The 16,362-nt window shown below is 41.2% G+C and carries 13 protein-coding genes and 1 pseudogene; 9 read left to right on the top strand and 5 right to left on the bottom strand.

Annotated features, from left to right (window positions below; all coding sequences use genetic code 11):
- Positions 1 to 77 precede the first annotated feature (77 nt).
- The 5 genes and pseudogenes from MTN97_RS09360 to ftsY all read right to left on the bottom strand — a co-directional run.
- Positions 78 to 1,172 (bottom strand): annotated as a pseudogene (locus MTN97_RS09360) (cache domain-containing protein); the annotation flags it as partial.
- A 327-nt stretch (positions 1,173 to 1,499) separates the two neighbouring features.
- Positions 1,500 to 2,363, bottom strand: coding sequence for an RNA polymerase sigma factor RpoH (rpoH, locus tag MTN97_RS09355; RefSeq protein ID WP_016899742.1), 864 nt, complete (start codon positions 2,361 to 2,363; stop codon positions 1,500 to 1,502).
- Positions 2,364 to 2,604: 241 nt separating this feature from the next.
- Entirely contained in the window at positions 2,605 to 3,591 is a 987-nt protein-coding gene (gene ftsX, locus MTN97_RS09350; RefSeq protein ID WP_036980252.1) for a permease-like cell division protein FtsX, read from the bottom strand.
- Complete coding sequence (gene ftsE, locus MTN97_RS09345; RefSeq protein ID WP_013465956.1) at positions 3,588 to 4,265, bottom strand: cell division ATP-binding protein FtsE; 678 nt, start codon at positions 4,263 to 4,265, stop codon at positions 3,588 to 3,590. The genes ftsX and ftsE overlap by 4 nt, the downstream gene beginning before the upstream one ends.
- Positions 4,266 to 4,350: 85 nt before the next feature.
- Entirely contained in the window at positions 4,351 to 6,114 is a 1,764-nt protein-coding gene (ftsY, locus tag MTN97_RS09340; RefSeq protein ID WP_248474256.1) for a signal recognition particle-docking protein FtsY, read from the bottom strand.
- A 204-nt stretch (positions 6,115 to 6,318) separates the two neighbouring features.
- Between ftsY and rsmD the strand changes: the two genes are divergently transcribed.
- The 9 genes from rsmD (at position 6,319) to purH (ending at position 16,340) form a co-directional block, all read left to right on the top strand.
- On the top strand, positions 6,319 to 6,924 hold the full coding sequence (rsmD, locus tag MTN97_RS09335) for a 16S rRNA (guanine(966)-N(2))-methyltransferase RsmD (RefSeq protein ID WP_248474255.1): 606 nt from the start codon (positions 6,319 to 6,321) through the stop codon (positions 6,922 to 6,924).
- 145 nt (positions 6,925 to 7,069) lie between these two features.
- Complete coding sequence (gene rpsU, locus MTN97_RS09330) at positions 7,070 to 7,285, top strand: 30S ribosomal protein S21 (protein ID WP_002957797.1); 216 nt, start codon at positions 7,070 to 7,072, stop codon at positions 7,283 to 7,285.
- A gap of 19 nt (positions 7,286 to 7,304) precedes the next feature.
- Positions 7,305 to 7,751, top strand: a complete 447-nt coding sequence (locus MTN97_RS09325) for a GatB/YqeY domain-containing protein (RefSeq protein WP_016899740.1) — start codon at positions 7,305 to 7,307, stop codon at positions 7,749 to 7,751.
- Positions 7,752 to 7,917: 166 nt separating this feature from the next.
- Positions 7,918 to 9,669, top strand: a complete 1,752-nt coding sequence (dnaG, locus tag MTN97_RS09320; RefSeq protein WP_248474254.1) for a DNA primase — start codon at positions 7,918 to 7,920, stop codon at positions 9,667 to 9,669.
- A 390-nt stretch (positions 9,670 to 10,059) separates the two neighbouring features.
- A complete protein-coding gene (gene rpoD / locus MTN97_RS09315; protein ID WP_028835594.1) occupies positions 10,060 to 11,904 on the top strand; it encodes an RNA polymerase sigma factor RpoD in 1,845 nt (614 codons plus the stop codon).
- 71 nt (positions 11,905 to 11,975) lie between these two features.
- Positions 11,976 to 12,857 carry a 50S ribosomal protein L11 methyltransferase gene (gene prmA / locus MTN97_RS09310; protein ID WP_008114871.1) on the top strand — a complete coding sequence of 294 codons (882 nt, stop codon included), beginning with the start codon at positions 11,976 to 11,978 and terminating at the stop codon, positions 12,855 to 12,857.
- A 282-nt stretch (positions 12,858 to 13,139) separates the two neighbouring features.
- Positions 13,140 to 14,111 (top strand): tRNA dihydrouridine synthase DusB, encoded by a 972-nt coding sequence (gene dusB, locus MTN97_RS09305; protein WP_171034673.1) that lies wholly within the window; start codon positions 13,140 to 13,142, stop codon positions 14,109 to 14,111.
- A 19-nt stretch (positions 14,112 to 14,130) separates the two neighbouring features.
- Positions 14,131 to 14,421 carry a DNA-binding transcriptional regulator Fis gene (fis, locus tag MTN97_RS09300; protein WP_002957804.1) on the top strand — a complete coding sequence of 97 codons (291 nt, stop codon included), beginning with the start codon at positions 14,131 to 14,133 and terminating at the stop codon, positions 14,419 to 14,421.
- Positions 14,422 to 14,753: 332 nt separating this feature from the next.
- Positions 14,754 to 16,340: a bifunctional phosphoribosylaminoimidazolecarboxamide formyltransferase/IMP cyclohydrolase gene (purH, locus tag MTN97_RS09295; protein WP_248474253.1), complete on the top strand. Its 1,587-nt coding sequence runs from the start codon at positions 14,754 to 14,756 to the stop codon at positions 16,338 to 16,340.
- Positions 16,341 to 16,362: the final 22 nt, after the last annotated feature.

Here is a 16,362-nt window from a genome sequence, read left to right as displayed (position 1 = left end):
AAAAAGAAAATGGCAGGGCTAGACGATGATTACCGCTCAACCCTGTTAGAGTCTGGGATTAAAATGCGCTAGCCGTGGGTGATTAAGCTTTTCTCTGCATCAAAATCTAAATCAGTAGCTAACTGGCGAATATGGCTTATAAGCTCATGCTGGCTGCTTACAAAGCGATTAAAACTATCAGCCAGTACCCCAACTTCATCTTGTGTATCAACACTAATACGCTGGGTCAAATCACCGTTACCATCAGCAATTGTTGATAACGCTTGAGATACTCGGCTTAACGGCGCAAGCAACACACTTAATAACCATGAAATAGCCAACACGCTCAATAAAAGTACCACACTGACTAATACGAGTTGAGTTACTAATAAACTAATTAACGGTGCCTCTAAGGTTTCTTTATCCAGTACAAATAGCAACTGCCAATCGGTATTATTTATATTTTCACCCCAGATTAGTTTTTCGCGCCCTTCATCTTTAAAATAAAGGGGAGTAAATTCACCGTTTTGACTATTAGATAAAATGAATTGGTGATTTATTTTCGAGTCAATATGCGTAATATCTGCCATTACTTTTTTAGTGTCTTTATAGGCAATCACAGTGCCATCTTGATGCATCATGATGGCATACCCATTTGCCGGTAAAGACATAGTATTAACATCATTAACTAAAGACTCAATCGATAAATCACCCGCTACCACGCCACTTTGTGTGGTTTTAGCAATAGAAACAACCAACTGATTAAACGCAGTATCTAAATAAGGCTTGGTAATTACGGTGCCATTTTTCAGCTGTGCTTGTTTATACCATGGACGAGTGCGCGGGTCGTAGCCGATTCGATCAATACTTGGATCAGAGTCAGTCATTTTCCCGATACTATCTCCAAAGTAAGTTAATTGAAAACCACCCGACACTTGGGCTTGCTGTAATGTGCTGAGCGTATTGCCCTCAACCTTACTCGCAACTGACTCTATGATCTGCTGACGACTAGCTAGCCAATCTTCAATACTCGCAGCTTGCTGCTTACCAGACTGACTTACATTATCAATGCTGCTTTTTAACAGTAACGCTTTTTGAGAGGTGTAACTATTCCACGATAGCAATACAATAATAACGGCTAGGGCAAGAACCACCGATAGCAAGATCTTTTTCTTTAGTGAATATGAGTTCATATTGAGTGTAAATACTCGCGTTAAATGAAATTGAAAGGCAATAAGCACAGTAATTAACAGTTTAATTTAGGCTACGGTTTGAACAACAAGTCGCTCAGGTGCGCGAATATTTTCATATACCCAAATTAAAAACAAACTAAAATCATGTATTTAAATTAAAACCAAACTTATTCATTAACTTTAACTAGGGTATATTTAATTAAAAGATATACAGATGTGACTAGAGGTAAGCAAAATAAAAAAGACGATACTTTTTGTTAACCTCTTTTTTTAACTAAAAAAAAGCCCCGCATTTTCATGCAGGGCTTTATAACTTTATAAGTGCGATTAACTCATCGCGCTTTGTAATTTTTTCATTGCTGTTTTTTCCAGCTGGCGAACACGCTCTGCTGATACGCTGTATTTTTCAGCCAACTCTTGCAGTGTTGCTTTATCATCTGACAACCAGCGTGCGCTAACGATATCTTGAGAACGCTCATCGAGGGTTTTCAAAGCACTAAATAATCGCGTATGCGACTGCTCTTGCCATTGTTGCTGCTCAATATCATCGGCTAAGTCAGCAGTACCATCCGTTAAGTATTGCACTGGTGAGTAAGTACTGGTTGGCGCATCGTCGTTATCGTCGCCTGTTAAGTCAAAGCCCATGTCTTGGCCGCTCATACGCGACTCCATTTCACGCACTTCTTTTTCACTCACACCTAGCTCGCTCGCTACTGTGCTAACTTCAGCTTGATTAAACCAGCCTAAACGTTTTTTGTTTTTACGAAGATTAAAAAACAGTTTACGTTGCGCTTTGGTTGTCGCAACTTTTACGATACGCCAGTTTTTAAGCACAAACTCATGAATTTCGGCTTTGATCCAATGAACCGCAAATGAAACCAAACGTACACCCACTGATGGGTCAAAACGTTTTACTGCCTTCATCAGTCCAATGTTACCCTCTTGAATTAAATCAGCTTGTGGTAACCCGTAACCCGAGTAGCTTTTAGCTATGTGCGCTACAAAGCGCAAATGCGACATAATGAGTTGCTTTGCAGCACTAAGATCGCCTTCTTCCTGAAGTTTTTTTGCAAGTTCCTGCTCTTGCTCAACTTTAAGCATAGGAATAGTACTAACAGCTTGAAGATAGCCATCCATACTTGCGCTTTGTTGCCCAACTGTAAGTGCCATTGCGTATAAATCTTTACTCATTTTTCACCTCGGTGATAAACATTTGAAACCATCTTAGCACTCTTTTAGTAAGAGTGCTAACTTGAATTTAAAACTTTTTTGAATCATAAATCAAGTGGTTTTTTTAGTGTTAAGTCAGTCTACACTATGCGACTGAATAACCTATGAATTAGTTTAGCCAAAGCAAAGATTAATCTTTTTGCTTTGGCTTTTTATAATTTTAAACTTAAAACATGACAGTTTTAAGAATTATATTAGGGCCCTAAACCTTATCGGGTTCTATTTCTGAGATGTAACGGTTAACCGATAAGTAAGAACCAATAAAGCCTAAGCTAGTGGCCAACAATACCAACGCGCCAAATTCATTAAGGCTAAGCCCTATTAGCGTAAAGCTGGTTTGATATACCCCTGCAACACTGCTTACCGCAGCAGATAGCCACCACATCATTAATGCTACGCAAATAAAAGCAAACAATCCGCCAATCACGCCATACCAAATGCCAGTCCATAAAAAGGGGGCATGAATAAAGGTATTAGTTGCCCCTACGAGCTTCATTACCTGTATTTCTTCTTTTTTATCCATAATAGATAAACGAATTGTGTTGCCTATAATAAGCGTCACTGAGGTAAGTAATAATAGCGCAATCGTAATTACACTTTCTTTTAGCAAACTGAGTAATGCATTTAAACGTTCAAGCCAAGCAATATCAAGCTTACCAAAATCAACTTCGCGTTCACCTTCAAGTTTTTTAAGCAATAGCTTAGCCGCATTAGGTTGGCTATGTCGCTGGGTTGGTGTAACTAAAACCACATTCGGTAATGGGTTACTATCTAGGTATTCTAAAGCCTGACCAAACCCAGACATTTCTTTAAATTCATCCAAAGCCTCAGTGCGAGAAATAAAAGTCACACGTTGTATTTCAGGATATAGCGCTAAGCGTTTAACTAGAGTTTGCGTTTCTTGCTCGCTCATATCCTCTTTTACAAACAAGGATATTTCGCTGGCTTGCTCAAAACCACTACTCACTTGCTGCACATTTTTAACCACTAAATATAACGTTGCGGGCAACGTTAAACTCAAACCCAGTACAGCAATGGTCATCATAGAGGCTAATGGCGTGCGCCACATTTCCCCAAGACTGTACACACCTTGGCGAAAAATATTAATAATGAAAAAGTAACCGCCAGAGAATACGGATTTTTTTTGTTTATCATTACTATTTTGACGGCTTTTGAACAGTAAACTCATAATACACCCTCAGCCAGTGGATCTTGGCTCATCCGCCCATCATGAAGCGTTAAGCTACGATACTTCATTCGTGATACTAACCCCAAGTCATGGGTGGCAATTAAAACCGTGGTGCCATGCTTATTAAAGTCTTCGAACAGGCGTAATATTTCCATTGATAACTCAGGATCAAGGTTACCGGTAGGTTCATCAGCTAATAGTATAGGAGGAGAATTAACAATGGCTCGTGCAATCCCTACACGTTGCTGCTCACCGCCAGAGAGTGTGGAGGGATGACAGCGTACTTTATCTAACAAGCCCACTTTATCGAGCGCGCCATGCACACGCTTGGCAATTTGCTTGTGGTGAGTCCCTTCAATAATTAAGGGCAAAGCAACGTTATCGAATACCGTGTATCGTTCTAATAGACGATGATTTTGAAAAATAATACCAATGTCGCGGCGTGCATACGGAATTTGTCGTGAATTTAACTTATTTAAATCCACGCCATTGATAAACACATTGCCCGCAGAAGGACGTTCCATCAAGCTAATAAGCTTTAAAAGTGTACTTTTACCGGCACCACTGTGGCCCGTTAAAAAAGCCAGTTCGCCTGGTTTTATATGAAAACTCACTTTTTCAAGCGCGCGATGCCCACCGGCATAGGTTTTACTTACTTGCTGAAAATTTATCATTTTTTATTATGCCAACCTCATTAAACGTCCTAACGCAATTGGTATTCCTTGCAATTAAAAAGGGAGCAGGCTCCCTTTTGGTAAATTAAACGTCGTCCTCATCTTGGCTAAATAGCGCGTCAATAAAGTCATCGCTCTTGAAGGTGCGTAAATCATCAATACTTTCACCTACACCAATGTAACGAATAGGAATATTAAACTTATCAGCAACAGCAAAAATAACCCCGCCTTTAGCGGTGCCATCAAGCTTTGATAGTGTGATACCCGTTAGACCTACACATTGGTTAAATAAGTTGACTTGGCTAATCGCATTTTGGCCTGTACCAGCATCAATTGTAAGCATCACTTCATGCGGTGCATCTGGGTCTACTTTTTTCATCACACGGGCTATTTTTTCAAGCTCTTGCATTAAGTTATCTTTATTTTGCAAGCGCCCTGCTGTATCAGCAATTAACACATCAACATTACGCGCTTTAGCGGCTTGAAAGGCATCAAATACCACTGAGGCGCTATCAGCACCAGTGTGCTGAGCTATAACAGGAATACTATTACGCTCACCCCAGACTTGAAGCTGCTCTACTGCTGCGGCTCTAAATGTATCACCGGCAGCAAGCATTACCGATTTACCTTGGTTTTGAAATTGTTTCGCCATTTTACCAATGGTGGTGGTTTTACCTACGCCGTTTACACCTACCATAAGGATAACGAAAGGCTTTTTGTCTGCTGGTATTTCTAAAGGCTGCTCTGCTGTTTTCAGCATAGTTGCCATTTCTTGCTTCATTAACTCATAAAGCGCATCACCATCTTTAAGCTGCTTGCGATCAGCGGCGTCGGTCAGGTTATCGATTAGCTTCATGGTGGTATCAACACCAAGATCGGCAGTGAGTAACTGAGTCTCTAATTCTTCAAATAACTCATCGTCAATTTTTTTACCGCTGAAGATTGAGGCAAAGCCAGAACCAATATTAACGCGTGTTTTCAGTAAGCCTTTTTTGAGGCGAGAGAAAAAACCTTCTTTTTTAGGTTTTTCCGCTTTTATAGCTTCTTCCTTTGCAAGCTCTGCGGTAAGTCGCTCTTGCTCTAGGCGTTCAGACTCCTCTTCAGCAGCCAGACGCTGTTGTTCTAAACGTTCGTTCTCAGCTTGTTCTGCTGCAATGCGCTGTTGCTCTAAACGCGCATTCTCAGCTTTTTCTGCTGCAATACGCTGTTGTTCTAAACGTTCGTTCTCAGCTTGTTCTGCTGCAATGCGCTGTTGCTCTAAACGTTCATTCTCAGCTTGTTCTGCTGCAATACGCTGTTGTTCTAAACGCTCGTTCTCAGCTTGCTCTGCTGCAATACGCTGTTGTTCTAAACGCTCGTTCTCAGCTTGCTCTGCTGCAATGCGCTCTTGCTCTAACTGCATTTGCGCTTCTTGCTCTGCTAAACGTTGAGCTTGCTCTTGTCTTTGCTGCTCGGCATCTGCCTGTTGTTTAGCCAATAGCTCAGCGTTAGCTTGTTCAATCGCTTGTTTTTCTGCTGCCGCAGCGCGTTGTGCTTGCGCCTGTTTTTCTTGCTCTAAACGCTCTGTCTCTGCTTTTTCGGCAGCTATTTGTTGTTCGGCTTTTTCAGCTTGCTCTTGCGCTAAACGTTCTGCTTCAGCTTGTTCAGCTGCAATTCGAGCTTGTTCTATACGCTCGGCTTCTGCTTCAGCTTGTAAGCGCTCTGCCTCAGCTTGCTCTGCAGCTAAACGCTCTTGTTCGGCTTTTTCTGCCTGCTCTTTTGCTAATGCTTGTTGTTTATCAGCTTCTGCTTGTTTTTTATCTGACTTGCCAAAACCGAGCCACGACATGAATTTACTTTTTTTTGCCATACTTGCTAATAACCACTTATAAAAATCTGATAAACTAACGATAATGATAGCGTGCTTTTAAGCCTAAATAATTGCTTTTAGCAACACGTTATCCTCGAGGGTGCATAATAATAACACTTTTAGCGCAGTTGAAAAATGACACGCCGTGATATGATTGCAATATTATCTGAGCTAGATCATAGATACCAATTTTTAGTGAGTTAAATGAGAAAAAAAACCACACAAAATAACACCACTCATAAATCAGCTGATGGGGTTGTTAGAATCATTAGCGGCCAATTTCGCGGTCGAAAACTGCCAGTAAAAGATGTTCAAGGTCTGCGTCCTACAACCGACCGAATTAAAGAAACGGTGTTTAATTGGTTGATGCACGATACCCGCGATGCGCACACTCTCGATTGCTTTGCCGGTTCCGGTGGATTGGGATTTGAAGCATTGTCGCGTTTTGCAAAACACACCACATTTATAGAGCTTGATTCACAAGCAGCAAAACAATTAGAGCAAAACATTGCGACGCTTGATGCACAAAACGCGCAAGTCGTTAATACTAATACACTGACGTTTTTAGAGAGAAAAAACACCAGTGACACATTTAATTTGGTTTTTATTGACCCGCCATTTCGCAAAAATTTAGCTCAATCATGCTGTGATTTATTGGAAAATAATCAATGGCTCGACCCAGAAGCATTGATATATGTTGAAGTAGAAACCGAGCTAACTTCGTTCAAAGCACCAAATAACTGGTTGTTAATTAAAGAAAAAAAGGCAGGGCAAGTTTTTTGTAGGCTGTACCAACGCCATATAAATTAACACTGTTTTAGCTGCTGTGTTTCTGTTAATATTATCCTTTACATGTGGTGTTGCTTCGGATTACAATACCGCACCATTTTTGAACCACTTGATCAATGTTTGATCAACTTGAGCAACGCTCATAATTTAGGTAGGTGAATTTTTAATGCCAGTAATTAAAGTAAGAGAGAACGAACCGTTTGACGTAGCACTTCGTCGCTTCAAGCGTTCATGTGAAAAAGCAGGTATCCTTTCAGAAGTTCGTCGTCGCGAGCACTATGAAAAACCAACAGCTGAGCGTAAGCGTAAAAAAGCAGCTGCTGTTAAACGTCACATGAAAAAACTTTCTCGTGATAACGCTCGTCGCGTTAAATTATACTAATATATTAGGTCTTGTATAAATGAGCCTTTTAATAACGCTAAAAGATGCGCAAAAAGATGCGATGAGAGCCAAAGACAAACAACGTCTTAACCCTATTCGTATGGTACTTGCTGCAATCAAGCAACGTGAAATTGACGAGCAAATAACACTAGACGACGCAGGTATTACCTCCGTTATAGTGAAGCTTGTTAAACAACGTCGCGACTCTTACACTCAGTACAAAGATGCTGGGCGTGATGATTTAGCTGATATTGAAGCCAATGAAATTACAGCACTTGAAGCTTTTTTACCTCAACAATTGAGTGAAGAAGAAATTATTGCTCTCATTGACGCGGCTATTGCTGATACTAACGCAGCAGGTATGCAAGACATGGGTAAAGTAATGGGTATAATCAAAAGCAAAGCCGAAGGTCGTGCCGATATGGGCAAAATCTCAGGTTTAATTAAGCAACGATTAACTGCCTAATACCCCCACATACATTTAGTATGATTGAAGTAAACCGAGCCTTGAGCTCGGTTTCTTCGTTTAGATATTTTGTACTTCAAAAAATTATGCATTTGTGTTCAAATCTTTGCGTATTATAATTCGTTTTCATCACTTTTCTATTTATCTTAGGGCTGTACTTTAAACAATGGCTGGAAAGATCCCACGCAACTTTATCGATGATTTATTGGCACGAACCGATATTGTCGACCTGATTGACTCAAAGGTAGGGTTGAAAAAAGCGGGCAAAGACTATCAAGCTTGCTGTCCTTTTCATAATGAGAAGTCGCCTTCATTTACCGTATCGCAAGATAAACAGTTTTATCATTGCTTTGGCTGTGGCGCTAACGGCAACGCTATTTCGTTTGTTATGGAGTATGACAAACTCGAGTTTGTTGATGCAATTGAAGAACTAGCCAGTTTACTTAACCTTGATGTTCCTCGCGAACAAGGGAGCAGTAATGGACCAGAGCGCACAGCGGCACAAAAACGTTCAGACTATGATCTAATGCTGCATGCAGCACGCTTTTATCAACATCAGTTAAAACATCACAGTAACTCTGAAGCGGTAATCGATTACGTTAAAGGTCGCGGTTTAAGTGGTGCAACCGTTAAAAAGTTTATGATAGGTTATGCGCCCAGCGAATGGGAAGGGCTCTGCCAACAACTTGGGCGAAACCAAGAACAAAAAGAACAATTAGTTGAGCTTAAACTCGCATCTGAGAAAACCCCAGGCAAACAGTTCGACTTTTTCCGTGATCGCTTAATGTTTCCAATTCGTGATAAACGCGGCCGCGTTATTGCTTTTGGTGGGCGAGTAATGAAAGCCGATCAAGGGCCTAAATATTTAAACTCTCCGGAGACACGCATATTTCATAAGGGCTTTGAACTTTATGGCCTTTATGAAGCTAAACAAGCACACAAGAAGCTTGACCATGTACTGATTGTAGAAGGTTATATGGACGTAGTAGCGCTGGCAGAACAAGGTATTGAATATGCCGTAGCAGCCCTTGGTACAGCGACAACCAGCGAGCACATGCACACTTTATTTAGAACCACAGATAAAGTTATTTGTTGTTACGATGGTGACCGTGCAGGTAAAGATGCTGCGTGGCGCGCACTCGAAAATGCGTTGCCTTACTTAAACGATGGCAAAGCACTGCATTTTGTATTTTTACCCGATGGTGAAGACCCTGATTCACTCGTACAACAAGAAGGTAAAGCAGCTTTTGAGCAACGCCTTGAAAACGCAGATGACTTCACTAAAGTGCTGTTTAATAAACTAAGTAAAGAGATTGATTTAACACTAGATTCCGGTAAGGCTAAGTTACTCAGTGCGGCACTGCCCCTGATTGAAAAGATCCCAAGTGAGTTTTACCAAGAAAATATCCTAGAGCAACTTGGGCGATTGATTGGCCGTACCCGTGAGCAACTTAATAATCACTTAAAAACGCCAAAACAGCAGCAAGCAATTGAACGAAAATTTAAAATTACACCCATGCGCCAAGCAATAGGGATTTTAATTCAGCACCCTAACTTGGCTAAAAGTGTGCCCTATTTACCCGATTTAGCTCAAATGAATATTGCGGGTATTGGCTTATTATTGCGACTACAACATCAAGCATTACAAAAAGATGGCATTACCACCGCACAAATTCTTGAATCATTTCGGGGCACCGATGACTACGAGCCATTAACTAAGTTAGCGACATGGCAACATCAAATAAATGAAGAGCGTTTAGAGACTGTTTTTCAAAATACTTTCAAATTTATTGAAGATCAGTGTTTAAATCATCGACTAGAGACCCTATTAATAAAAGACAAGACACAGGGCCTAAATAGCGACGAACGACTAGAATGTCATTTACTAATGACAGCGTTAAAAACGACTAATAGTTAGGGTCTGTTTATCTTTCGAGGTTAAGTTTACAGCAGTGTGTTTGGTATTTAGACAAGGCAGAGCCTATGTAGTGTGGTTATTTCACATAAATAGGCGATAACGCAGCATAAATGCCAAACACGCGCTGCCCTTTGGGTTCGACCCAAGGGAGGTTTACTCTTTGTTGTTCGGTTTTTACTTAGCCCACTAGGTTACAAACCTCGCGCCGCGATTAAACCACCCTTGGATTGAACAAACTTTAATCCTGAAAGACCAACAGACCCTAGTCAGATTTGATTTAGGCTGTTATACTGTGCTATTCACTGCGTCACATTATTCTGGTTAGCCTTTGAGCAAACTCCATGATGACGCCTGTTGTATCAACTTATCAGAGTGGAAGAAACAATCTCTATGGATCCAACTCCTCAGTCACAATTAAAACTTCTGATTCAAAAAGGTAAAGAGCAAGGTTACTTAACTTTTGCAGAAGTTAATGATCACCTTCCACAAGATATTATCGACTCAGATCAAGTAGAAGATATCATTAGCATGATTAATGACATGGGTATCAAGGTTAGCGAAAACGCGCCTGATGCCGATGAATTAATGATGCAAGAAACCACGACAGACGAAGACGCAGCGGAAGCTGCCGCTGCAGCCCTTGCTACTGTAGAAAAAGAAATTGGCCGTACAACTGACCCTGTTCGCATGTATATGCGTGAAATGGGTACTGTTGAACTTCTTACCCGTGAAGGCGAAATTGTTATCGCTAAGCGCATTGAAGAAGGCATTAACCAAGTTCAAATTTCGGTTGCTGAATACCCAGAAGCGATCACTTACCTACTTGAACAGTGGGATAAGTTTGAAGCAGAAGAGATGCGCCTTAGCGATATTATCTCTGGCTTTTTCGATCCTGATGCAGAAGAAGCACCACCTATTGCTGCCACCAACATTGGTTCTGAATTAAGTGAAAAACAGCTTGATGACAGCGACGATGATGACGATGACAGCGATGATGAAGACGAAGAAGAAGTCGATACAGGTCCAGATCCTGAAGAAGCGCGCATCCATTTCGAAAATTTACGTGATTTATACACCAAAGCACGTGAAACATTCGATAAGAAAGGTCGCTCTCATCCAGAGTCTCAAGCCGCTATTTTAGAAATCGGTGAGCTGTTCAGAACCTTTAAACTCGTGCCTAAACAGTTTGATCGCATGGTTAATAACATGCGTGAAATGATGGACAGAGTTCGCGTTCAAGAACGTCTTATCATGAAGCATGCAGTTCAAGTTTCAAAGCTGCCAAAGAAAACCTTTGTTAAGCATTTTGCAAACAACGAAACTGACACAGCATGGCTTGATATTGAAATTGCAGCAAACGAAAAGCATTCAGCTAAACTTGAAGAAGTGAAGCCTGAAATACTTCGCTGTATTAGCAAACTTACTTCAATGGAAGAAAGCACAGGCTTAAGCATTGAACGTATTAAAGATATAAACCGTCGCATGAGTATTGGTGAAGCGAAAGCGCGCCGTGCTAAAAAAGAGATGGTAGAAGCAAACTTACGTCTTGTAATTTCAATCGCTAAAAAATACACCAACCGTGGTTTACAGTTCTTAGATTTAATCCAAGAAGGTAACATTGGTTTGATGAAAGCGGTTGATAAGTTTGAATACCGTCGTGGTTATAAGTTTTCAACTTATGCTACGTGGTGGATCCGTCAAGCAATTACGCGCTCTATTGCTGACCAAGCAAGAACAATCCGTATTCCAGTACATATGATTGAAACGATCAATAAATTGAACCGTATTTCACGTCAAATGTTACAAGAAATGGGTCGTGAGCCAAATCCAGAAGAATTAGCTGAACGCATGATGATGCCTGAGGATAAAATCCGTAAGGTACTTAAGATTGCAAAAGAGCCAATTTCAATGGAAACACCAATTGGTGATGATGAAGATTCGCACTTAGGTGACTTTATCGAAGATACGACTATTGATTCGCCAATCGATTCGGCAACAATGGAGTCTCTTCGTGGCGCAACTAACGACGTGCTCGCTGGCTTAACAGCCCGTGAAGCGAAAGTACTACGTATGCGTTTTGGTATTGATATGAATACCGACCACACGTTAGAAGAAGTAGGTAAACAGTTTGACGTAACACGTGAACGTATTCGTCAAATTGAGGCGAAGGCACTGCGTAAATTACGTCACCCTTCTCGCTCTGATTTACTGAAAAGCTTTTTAGACGCTAAATAATCTAGCGTTACATTATGAGTTAACTTAAAAGGCCGCTGTAGCGGCCTTTTTTCTATTTCAAGGAAATAAACATGGCTTGGATCCAAATCCGTATCAATGCCAATGCTGCAACTGCTGATGCAGTCAGTGACCTATTAATGGAAGCAGGCAGTGCTTCTGTTACTTTTATTGATGCTAAAGACACGCCTATCTATGAGCCTAAAATTGGCACTGTTGTATTTTGGGCTGACACCACAGTAATTGGCTTGTTCGAAGCTAATCACGATATGAACGCAGTGGTTGCGTTATTAAAACGCCATGATGAGCTAAAAGACAATTTAGTTTACAAAATTGAGCAACTCGAAGATAAAGACTGGGAACGTGAGTGGATGGATAACTTTCACCCTATTCAATTTGGCGAAAAACTCTGGATTTGTCCAAGCTGGCGCGACATTCCAGACCCAGACGCAGTCAATGTACTACTTGATCCTGGTCTTGCTTTTGGTACTGGTACACACGCCACTACAGCACTGTGTTTAAAATGGTTAGAAAGCCAAGACTTAACTGGTAAAACCGTGGTCGATTTTGGCTGTGGCTCAGGCATATTGGGTATTGCAGCAATAAAATTAGGTGCTGAGCGCATGATTGGGATAGACATTGACCCACAAGCGCTGGAAGCAAGCCTAGATAATGCTAATCGCAATGGTGTTGCTGACAAGCTTGAAGTGTACCTTCCAGAAAATCAACCTGAGTTTACTGCTGACATTGTAGTGGCAAATATTTTAGCGCAACCACTTCGTGAGCTTCATAGTGTTATTTTAGGGTTATTAAAGCCAGGCGGTAAAATTGCTATGTCGGGCATTTTAGAAGAGCAAGCTCAATCGGTTGCTGACATATACGCGCCCTTTATTGAGCTCGATGAAATTGCCATTGAAGGCGATTGGACCCGAGTAAGTGGCATTAAAAAAGCATAATAGTGCGTTATTAAAAAATTTAGAGTATTAACTCAAAAGTCGTATCTAAAGCCTGTATTTAACAGGCTTTACTATTTTTTTACATAATAAAAAATAAAGGTTTTTTATTATAAAAACAACGACCGTTCAAAATTCACACAAATAAACCGCTTCGTCATACGGTTATCAAATGTCAATACGAAAAGAGCAAAAAAAAGTCACTTTTGTTCAATTTATAGCCTTTGATTTTTGCCCAAAAAGCCGTAAACTTAGCGCCCCTTGAAAAGAGGCCTATTGAATATCGTGCGTATCGGTTCATACCAACTTGAGAATAATGTCATTGTCGCGCCTATGGCGGGCATAACGGACAGACCATTTAGACAGCTATGTCGTCGTTTAGGCGCTGGCCTTGCTGTGTCTGAAATGCTGTCGTCTAATCCGAAGGTTTGGAAAACCGAAAAGTCGATGAACCGAATGGATCATTCTGGTGAGTCGGGTATACGTGCGGTGCAAATTGCAGGAGCAGACCCTGAGCTTATGGCACAGGCCGCACAATTCAATGTTGCAAACGGTGCACAGATCATAGATATCAATATGGGGTGCCCAGCAAAAAAAGTGAACAAGAAACTTGCAGGCTCAGCCTTATTACAGTTTCCAGAACTCGTGGAAGAGATTATTGATGCCGTAGTAAATGCGGTTGATATACCTGTGACACTTAAAATCCGTACCGGATGGGATCAGGACAACCGTAATGGTGTAGAGATTGCAAGAATAGCTGAACGTTATGGCATTGCATCACTGGCTGTACATGGTCGCACGCGCGCATGTATGTATAAAGGTGATGCTGAGTACGCCACAATTAGGGATATAAAACGTTCAGTGTCGATACCTGTCGTTGCTAATGGTGATATTACATCACCTGAAAAAGCAAAGCAGGTTTTGGACTATACGGGTGCAGATGCCATTATGATAGGTCGAGCCGCCCAAGGTCGCCCTTGGATATTTAGGGAGATAGACCACTATTTGCGAACTGGTGAACATATGCAGCCACCTGCTATTGCAGAGGTGCGCAGTATTTTAATGGAGCATTTAACCAACCTCCATATGTTTTACGGTGAGCCAATGGGAGCACGAATCGCTCGCAAACATGTATCTTGGTATTTGCAAACCCATGACAGTGACGGTCAGTTTAGGCGAGTATTTAATGCGCTCGACAATTCAGAGGCACAGGTCGTCGCATTAGAGCAATACTTTAAAACACTAGCAGCTAACTAAGAAAGAAAGAGACTTTATAATGTTCGAACAAAACGTGACTTCTCCATTTATCACTAACCCTCATGTTCAGTCACACGAGAAACCGCAGCCATTGCGTGATGCAGTGAAAAAAGCTGTTCACCACTACTTAAAGCAGCTTAACGGTCAAGATGTGCAAGACGTTTACGACCTTGTTCTTTCTGAGCTAGAAGCGCCATTGCTTGAAGAAGTAATGACTTACACACGTGGCAATCAAACTCGTGCGGCAATTTTACTAGGTATCAACCGTGGTACTTTACGTAAAAAGCTTAAAAAATACGGTATGAACTGATACCAGCTATATTGAAACCGTAATCATTCTAACGAGCTAAATAAGCCCCTAATTGCGTTAAAAATTTTTTATGTAGAATAACTACACAGCAAAATTTTTGCCTTGTTATTGACTTATTTCTCTGTCGTTATAATTGCTTACTAATCCAATACAGCTGGTATAAAGTATTTTGAGTAAAAAGCACCTTAGGGTGCTTTTTTTATTTGTAAAATTTATTAACGAAATTGCAAAATGCTCACGCTTTATGGGTCGTTATAAGTCGTTTTTTAAGTCGTAATCAGTTAAAATACGCGCTTCTAAGCTAGCTCATTAACTGAGGAAATCAAACTACAATGGATACACATCGTCCTATACGTCGCGCACTTTTAAGTGTGTCAGACAAAACCGGTATTGTTGAATTTGCCCGTGCACTAGAAGCACAAGGTGTTGAAATACTCTCAACTGGCGGCACGTGTAAACTACTTGCTGATAATGCGATTAAAGTTACCGAAGTATCAGATCACACCGGACACCCTGAGATCATGGATGGTCGCGTAAAAACCCTACACCCAAAAATTCATGGCGGTATTCTTGCTCGTCGTGGCCAAGATGAAGGCGTAATGGCAGATAACAATATTTCTGCTATCGACATCGTTGTAGTTAACTTATACCCCTTTGCGAATACTGTCGCTCAAGAAAACTGCAGCCTTGAAGATGCTATAGAAAACATCGATATTGGCGGCCCAACGATGGTACGTGCGGCAGCTAAAAATCACAAAGATGTGACGATTGTTGTTAACGCAAGCGACTACGACCGTGTTATTAGCGAAATGCAAAATAACAATGGCTCAACAACCTACAAAACTCGCTTTGACTTAGCTATTGCAGCGTATGAGCATACAGCGCAGTACGATGGCATGATTGCTAACTACTTCGGTAAAATGGTTCCTGATTACACAGAGGAAGCTGCTATCGATACTAAGTTCCCGCGTACTATCAATATGCAATTCACTAAAAAACAAGATATGCGTTACGGTGAAAATTCGCATCAAGATGCCGCGTTTTATGTTGAAAACGACATCTCTGAAGCGTCAGTGGCGACAGCCACTCAACTGCAAGGTAAAGCATTATCGTTTAACAATATTGCCGACACCGATGCCGCACTTGAGTGTGTTAAAGAATTTGATGTACCGGCGTGTGTTATTGTAAAACATGCTAATCCATGTGGTGTTTCAATTGGCGAAAATATCTTAGAAGCATACGATCGCGCCTTCAAAACTGATCCAACGTCAGCGTTTGGCGGCATTATTGCTTTTAACCAAGAACTTGATGCTAAGACTGCACAAGCGATTGTTGAACGTCAATTTGTCGAAGTTATTATTGCGCCAAGCGTGAGTGCAGAAGCCGCTCAAATAGTATCAGCTAAACAAAACGTACGTTTATTAGAGTGTGGTGAGTTCTCTGCTAAAGGCACAGGCCATGACATTAAACGTGTTAATGGCGGTGTACTTATTCAAGACCGTGATTTAGGTATGGTAACGCAAGGCGACTTAACGGTTGTCTCTAAGCGCCAGCCTTCTGAGCAAGAACTTAAAGACTTACTGTTCTGTTGGAAAGTGGCTAAATTTGTTAAATCAAACGCCATTGTTTATGCCCGCGACGGTATGACTATTGGTGTTGGCGCAGGCCAAATGAGCCGCGTTTACTCAGCTAAAATTGCCGGTATTAAAGCCGCTGATGAAAACCTTGAAGTAAAAGGCTCGGTAATGGCATCAGATGCATTTTTCCCATTCCGTGATGGCATTGATGCTGCAGCCGCAGCAGGTATTACCGCGGTTATTCAACCGGGTGGTTCAATGCGCGATGAAGAAGTAATTGCTGCCGCTGACGAAGCCGGAATGGCAATGGTGTTTACCGGTATGCGCCACTTCCGTCATTAATCGCATAAAGAGCTAACGGGTT

The sequence above is a fragment of the Pseudoalteromonas sp. 2CM36K genome (genome assembly GCF_023161865.1).
Taxonomy (GTDB): Bacteria; Pseudomonadota; Gammaproteobacteria; order Enterobacterales; family Alteromonadaceae; genus Pseudoalteromonas; species Pseudoalteromonas tetraodonis.
This window is presented reverse-complemented; position numbering and strand designations above follow the sequence as displayed.

Excerpts from the sequence above, each read along its gene's own strand:
- rpoH (WP_016899742.1), bottom strand. The coding sequence starts at position 2,363 with ATGAGTAAAGATTTATACGCAATGGCACTTACAGTTGGGCAACAAAGC.
- ftsX (WP_036980252.1), bottom strand. The coding sequence starts at position 3,591 with ATGAGTTTACTGTTCAAAAGCCGTCAAAATAGTAATGATAAACAAAAA.
- ftsE (WP_013465956.1), bottom strand. The coding sequence starts at position 4,265 with ATGATAAATTTTCAGCAAGTAAGTAAAACCTATGCCGGTGGGCATCGC.
- ftsY (WP_248474256.1), bottom strand. The coding sequence starts at position 6,114 with ATGGCAAAAAAAAGTAAATTCATGTCGTGGCTCGGTTTTGGCAAGTCA.
- rsmD (WP_248474255.1), top strand. The coding sequence starts at position 6,319 with ATGAGAAAAAAAACCACACAAAATAACACCACTCATAAATCAGCTGAT.
- rpsU (WP_002957797.1), top strand. The coding sequence starts at position 7,070 with ATGCCAGTAATTAAAGTAAGAGAGAACGAACCGTTTGACGTAGCACTT.
- MTN97_RS09325 (WP_016899740.1), top strand. The coding sequence starts at position 7,305 with ATGAGCCTTTTAATAACGCTAAAAGATGCGCAAAAAGATGCGATGAGA.
- dnaG (WP_248474254.1), top strand. The coding sequence starts at position 7,918 with ATGGCTGGAAAGATCCCACGCAACTTTATCGATGATTTATTGGCACGA.
- rpoD (WP_028835594.1), top strand. The coding sequence starts at position 10,060 with ATGGATCCAACTCCTCAGTCACAATTAAAACTTCTGATTCAAAAAGGT.
- prmA (WP_008114871.1), top strand. The coding sequence starts at position 11,976 with ATGGCTTGGATCCAAATCCGTATCAATGCCAATGCTGCAACTGCTGAT.
- fis (WP_002957804.1), top strand. The coding sequence starts at position 14,131 with ATGTTCGAACAAAACGTGACTTCTCCATTTATCACTAACCCTCATGTT.
- purH (WP_248474253.1), top strand. The coding sequence starts at position 14,754 with ATGGATACACATCGTCCTATACGTCGCGCACTTTTAAGTGTGTCAGAC.